Source organism: Phocaeicola coprophilus DSM 18228 = JCM 13818 (assembly GCF_000157915.1).
Lineage (GTDB): Bacteria > Bacteroidota > Bacteroidia > Bacteroidales > Bacteroidaceae > Phocaeicola > Phocaeicola coprophilus.
The window spans coordinates 129,016-135,335 of sequence record NZ_EQ973637.1 but is presented as its reverse complement, the minus strand read 5'-3'; the positions used below and the strand labels follow the sequence as shown (position 1 = coordinate 135,335).

Here is a 6,320-nt window from a genome sequence, read left to right as displayed (position 1 = left end):
TTCATCATGAAAAGAATTATTCTGCTGCTCGTCAGTCTGCTGCCTGTTCTGTCCGCTTTCTCACAAAAGGAAAAAGACCTTACACTGCTAAAAGAACAAATTCAGGCAATCATTCATTCCTGTAAAGCTCAGGTGGGCGTTGCCTTCATCTGGAACGGACAGGATACCCTGAGCATCAACAACGACCGTCCCTACCCTTTGATGAGTGTCTTCAAGTTTCATCAGGCGCTGGCTGTTACCCACTGGCTGGAAACCCGTCACCTGTCATTGGACACTGTCCTTTACATCACTCCGGAGGATTTAAAGCCTGATACCTACAGCCCGTTACGCGACCGCTATCCGCAGGGAAACTGTTCCCTGTCCGTCCGCGAGCTGCTGAAATACACGCTCCAGCAAAGCGACAACAATGCCTGTGACATCCTGTTCCGGCTTACCGGAGGACCACAGGAAACAGACCGGTACATCCGTTCGCTGGGATGCAGCCATTTCTCCATTACGGCTACTGAAGATGACATGCATGTCGATCTGAACCGTTCCTACGACAACTGGACAACCCCGCTCGAAGCTGCCCGGCTGCTTGAAATTTTTCTGACCCGGGAACTTTTCCGGCCATCTGACCGGCAATTCATCCGACAGACACTGACCGAATGTGAAACAGGAAAAGACAGACTGGTGAAACCGATTCCTTCCGGAAAGGCAGTCATCGGGCATAAGACCGGTACAGGAGACTGCAATGCACAAGGACAAATCATCGGAATCAATGACATCGGTTTCTTCCTTCTTCCTGACGGCAGCCGGTACAGTCTGGCGGTGTTCGTCAAAAACTCCGAAGAGGATGCTCCGGCAACAGCCGGAGTGATTGCAGCCATTTCAGAAGCAGTCTGGAATTTCGTCCAATAAGCCCGCGGGCTTTTTTTAAAACGTTTCGATATTTTTAAAAAACGCTTCGGCATTCAAACCCAAACGCCGAAGCGTTTTTTCAGCACTCAGGAATTCAAAAAAAGGCCGCCCGGAACTTTCCGGACGGCCTTCTGTCAGTTTATCTTCATCTGTCCTATCAGATACCCAGAGACTTCTTAATAGCTTCAACCTTTTCCATGGCATCAGCGTTTGCTCCGGCATAGCATTTCGGACAATGCATTTCACCTTTAATTTCCATATAGAACTTGATCTTCGGTTCTGTACCTGACGGACGAACAGAAATCTTGGTTCCGTCTTCCGTGAAGAACTGAAGTACATTCGACGGTTCCGGCATATCCAGCGGAGTAGCCTTTCCTTCTCCATCGGTAGCAGTCAGTGTCTTGTAATCTTTTACCAGAACAACCTTTGAACCGCCCAGCTCTTTCGGAGGACAAGCACGGAAGTTGTCCATCATGGCCTTGATTTCGTCAGCACCGCTCTTACCCGGTTTAACTACATTGACGGTCACTTCTTTGGAGAATCCGTATTCTACATAGATATCCATCAGCACGTCATACAATGTCTTGCCCTGATCCTTGGCCCAGGCACAGATTTCTGCCAGCAAAGAACAAGCAGAAACAGCATCTTTATCGCGAACGAAATCTTCAGCCAGGAAGCCGTAGCTTTCTTCACCGCCGCCAATATACTGTTCCTTACCTTCACGCAGACGGATTTCACGTGCGATCCATTTGAAACCGGTATAGCAGTCCAGCATCTTGATATGGTTCTTGTCGGCAACGGCTTTGATCAGTTCAGTAGTTACAATTGTCTTCACGATAAACTCATTGCCTTTCATCTTACCCATTGCGATGCGGTTCTTGATGATATAGTACAGGAAAAGCAGACAGGTCTGGTTACCGTTGATCAATACCCATTCGCCTTTGCTGTCCTTACAAGCCATACCCACACGGTCAGCATCCGGGTCGGAAGCCATCACGATATCAGCATCGATTTCCTTCGCCAGCTTGATAGCCAGAGTCAATGCTTCGGCATTTTCCGGATTCGGTGAAACTACAGTTGGGAAATCTCCACTCTTCACCATCTGTTCGGGTACACAATGAACATTTTCAAAGCCCCACAGTTTCAGAGACTGCGGAATCAGCATCATACCTGTTCCGTGGATCGGAGTATAGACGATCTTCAGATCTTTCTGACGCTTGATCACTTCCGGATCAATTGAGATGGAATGTACCTGACGCAAGTATTCGTCATCCACTTCCTTACCGATAATCTGAATCAGATCCTTGTTTCCTTCAAACTTGATATCCTTGGCAGAAGCAACTTTATTCACTTCGTCAATGATACCCTTGTCATGCGGAGCCAATACCTGTGCGCCATCATCCCAATAAGCCTTGTAGCCGTTGTATTCTTTCGGGTTGTGAGAAGCTGTCAGGATAATACCGCTCTGGCATCCCAGATGACGGATGGCAAACGACATTTCAGGTGTCGGACGCATGTCTTCAAACAAATATACTTTAATGCCGTTGGCAGAGAAAATGTTTGCAGAGATTTCAGCAAACAGGCGGCTGTTGTTACGGCAGTCATGACCCACAACAACAGAAATATCTTTCTTTCCGGCAAAACATTTGTTCAGATAATTGGACAAACCCTGTGTGGCTGCACCTACGGTATAGATATTCATGCGGTTGGAACCTACGCCCATAATACCGCGCAAACCACCTGTTCCAAATTCCAGATCCTTATAGAATGCTTCTATCAGTTCGGTCTTGTCCGGATTTTCCAACATACGTTTTACTTCTGCCTGTGTTTCGGCATCGTATGCAGGAGTCAGCCAGTTCATGGCTTTCTCGGTACACTGCTTGATCAATTCTTCATTTCCCATATTGATAGTATTTTAAAATTTAATTTGTTTACGCAAATGTAGGATAATCTGTTTATAAATCCTAGCTTTTCGACGGAATAAATTTAAAAAGCCCGTTCTGTCAGAAGACCGTATTACAAGGAAAATAAAAAGCAAGGCTACCTGCCCTCCAGGGGGCCGGCAGCCTTTTTCTCTGAGACTCAAGAAAGTCTTAATTGAAGAACTTGATGCCTCAAAATAAGTACGCGGCTGAGTCGGTCCGTAGAAATATTTGGAGTCGCGGCTTCCTCCTTTATCCAGATCTTTCTGGAAAGCATTGAAGATATTCTGCACGCCACCGTTGAGCTGTAGTTTCAGATGATCATTCAGAACAAACGTATAGTTCAGCTTCACGTTTACATCCATGAAATCGGGTGTTTTCTCCAGACGGTCCTTCTCGATGTACCCGGCAAAGTGAGGAACAATCATCTTTCCTGTATAGACTCCCGACACCGAGAAATCAAAGTTTTTCAACGGTGCCGAAGTGAAAGTCACATATCCGTAATAGTCCGGTGTACGAGGCATACGCTTAATAGGAGCCACATCAGGATCATCACTCCAGCTGACAGCCTCCGTGTAACGGCTGCGCTGAAGGGTAAATCCCAGCTGAAGGGCAGCTTCCCGACCATGAGCGATCTTGTAGTCAATGTTTGCTCCATACACTCTTGCACCGTTTCCGTTGCGGCGTTCCTGGATCTGCGTTCCGGTCTGCGGATCTTTGCCCAGCGCTTCCAGATAAAACACATCGTTCAGGGCGGTATAGAAACCTTCTACCAGCAGGTTCGACTGGAAATGTCCGAAATTGAAGCTCCAGTCAATCGAACCGCTGAAGCTGTTGGATTTCTCCGGTTTCAATCCGTCTGCCAGCTTGATCAGCATAGCTTCTCCACCCACAGCTGCCACATGAAGATCTTCATCATAAGCCTGTGGAGCACGGAAGCCGGTAGACCAGGTCAGACGTCCCTGCAGGCGGTCGGATGGTTTCCAGAGTGCATTGACACGGGGACTGAAAATCACGTTGTCCACCAGGTTGTGTTTGTCCAGACGGAAGCCGGCCAGCAAGGTAAAATATTCCATCTTCCATTCATTCTGTGCAAATCCGCTGGCAATCTTCACATCCTGTTTCAGATCACGCTTATAACCCGTCATCACATCATGCAGGGAATTATACTGATATTCGATTCCTCCCGTAAAAGTAGCCGGCGAAAAGAAACAGTTGTCCATATTCCCCACATACATGGCTCCGCCTACGACGGTCAGGTCCTTCGTTCTTCCGTAAGCATTCGGATCCATACCGGCACCATAGTAACTGTTGCGGTCCGTATGCTGTGCTGAACCGTAGATAGAGAGCTTATGTTTATACTCCCGGAAGAAGACATCGTATGTCAGTCCTCCGCTGTTGATGATATGCTTGGTCTGTTCAGTAATATCCGTTTCATGCGGCTGAAGATCAAACTTGTTTCCGCCGCGACGAAACTCATTTGTCGTGTGATATTCCAGACTGATGCGGCTGAACTGCGTAGGACGATAATAGGCACGCAAACCGAAAGTATTCATATTCAGTTTTCCCAGCTCGGAAAATCCGTCTCCGTCTGCATCATACGGATTGCGGTTACGATAAGACTGGTAAAGAGCAATCCCGTAAGAGTTGTCAGAAGATACCAGCGAAGCATTGGCTCCCACATACTGCTCCCACGATTTGGAATTCATATTCGACATCGTTGATGATACCTGGAATGAATTATTGATGGGGTCTTTCGTGATAATATTAATGGTTCCACCTACCGCATTGGCTCCGAACAAAGCAGAACCGCCGCCGCGAACAACTTCCACACGCTCAATCATATTCACCGGAATCTGCTCCAGTCCGTATACACCCGACAAGGCGCTCATCACCGGACGGCTGTTGATAAGGATCTGCGAATAAGGGCCTTCCAGACCATTGATGCGGACTTGCGGGAAACCACAGTTCTGACAATTGTTTTCCACGCGCAGACCTGACTGGTAATTGAGCGATTTGGCCAGATCAGTAGAATTCACAATCTCAAACAGACGGTTATTCATGACATTCACCACCACAGGCGCCAGCTTGCGGCTGGTTTCATTCCGGTTGGCAGAAACAACCACCTCATCCACCTGAATGACATCTTCTTCCATCACAAAATGCATGTCAACCGTAAACTCCTTGCTGACGGTCACCCTCTTTGTCTGAGTAGCATAACCCATCATCTGTACTTTCAGGGTATATTCTCCCGCAGGAATATCCTTGAAACGGAAATAACCTTCATCATTGGTCACCGTTCCCTTTCCGGTTTCTACGATTAATACTGTGGCATAAGCGATACCCGCTTCTGATCCTTTCTCAATCACATGTCCGGTAATAACGTTTCCTTCCTTTACCGGATTGCTGGCATAAGCCCATGATAAATTCATAAAAGTGCACAGCACTCCTACTATATATAATAAGGTATATCTTTTCATTGAAATAAGTTCTTTAAAGCATAAAATAAGACAGGCCGGACTAAGAATGCAACCGGCGGTTCAGAAACATGCGAACACACTCCGGGCTAACAGCAGAACGCTGTCCGGTTGCGGGCTGGCATAGGCTTCTGAAGGCTTTTCAGTACATTCCTGGCCTGATAATTGACAGAATCTTAAATGAAAAGACTGGAAGGAGGAGCGCGAAGATGGATACACGCCACATGAGGTGAAACGGCATGCCACAAATCCATGTCGCCGGACAATACATACAAAACCGGACAGACAGGAGTGACCCAATGAGCCATTTCAGGCTCTATTGTGGAGAAGGTTGACAGGAAGTGCAGGGTCAGTGCCTGCCCTCCTGCATGAGTATGTTGCTTATTGAAAGGATGCGAGTGTACCAGCATCACGCCGTTCACCACGTGCACGTGGGCAAAGAGCATGACTGCCCCATAATAGGTGGCAAACACGCTCAACAGGCAGATCGCCCAGATACGTACGTGACGGGAAATATACTTCATCCTTTCAACTTACCGGATCAACCGGTTTCTTTATTTATTGCCAAATAATAACTGATAATCTCGTTCTATGGCCGGGCGCGTCCATTCTTCGGGAACAAACCGCCACTGGTTCAACGGCTTCGGATCGAGTGTCTTTACTTCTTCAATGCGTTTCATCAGGTAGTAACGCAGATCCTTATCCGTAGAAAAAACGATACGTTTGGACAGTTCCGACTTGGGGATGCCTGCCCCTTTGGTCAGCAAGTCTCCCCCACCGTTTCCGCGATAGGAATTGACTGCCACCTTATATATCTTTTGCAGACTGAAGGGAGTTCCGTCAGCCATGCTCTCAATCCGGATCTTCTCACCCTGAGGCTTGGTTACGTCAACCGTATAAATGATGCCGGCAGCCGAATCGAAGTTGAAGCTTGGATTCTTGAAACGTCCAAAGCCCTTGTCTTCCTCATTCAGCAACAGGATATGATCATCTGCCGATTTCATCTGATTGGTCCAGATGG

General features: G+C 47.5%; 5 protein-coding genes. 1 reads left to right on the top strand and 4 read right to left on the bottom strand.

What is annotated here, in order from left to right:
• The first annotated feature begins 3 nt into the window (after positions 1-3).
• Positions 4-900 carry a class A beta-lactamase, subclass A2 gene (gene bla, locus BACCOPRO_RS06625; protein ID WP_040311287.1) on the top strand — a complete coding sequence of 299 codons (897 nt, stop codon included), beginning with the start codon at positions 4-6 and terminating at the stop codon, positions 898-900.
• A 157-nt stretch (positions 901-1,057) separates the two neighbouring features.
• Here the strand turns inward: bla and BACCOPRO_RS06620 are convergent, their stop codons facing one another.
• The 4 genes from BACCOPRO_RS06620 to BACCOPRO_RS06605 all read right to left on the bottom strand — a co-directional run.
• Positions 1,058-2,803 carry a phospho-sugar mutase gene (locus BACCOPRO_RS06620; protein ID WP_008142107.1) on the bottom strand — a complete coding sequence of 582 codons (1,746 nt, stop codon included), beginning with the start codon at positions 2,801-2,803 and terminating at the stop codon, positions 1,058-1,060.
• A gap of 12 nt (positions 2,804-2,815) precedes the next feature.
• On the bottom strand, positions 2,816-5,254 hold the full coding sequence (locus BACCOPRO_RS06615) for a TonB-dependent receptor (protein ID WP_008142106.1): 2,439 nt from the start codon (positions 5,252-5,254) through the stop codon (positions 2,816-2,818).
• A gap of 221 nt (positions 5,255-5,475) precedes the next feature.
• A complete protein-coding gene (locus BACCOPRO_RS06610) occupies positions 5,476-5,823 on the bottom strand; it encodes a DUF8478 family putative metalloprotein (protein ID WP_008142105.1) in 348 nt (115 codons plus the stop codon).
• A 30-nt stretch (positions 5,824-5,853) separates the two neighbouring features.
• Positions 5,854-6,320 (bottom strand): 5'-nucleotidase C-terminal domain-containing protein (locus BACCOPRO_RS06605; RefSeq protein WP_008142104.1); only part of this gene is annotated, 467 nt, incomplete at its 5' end.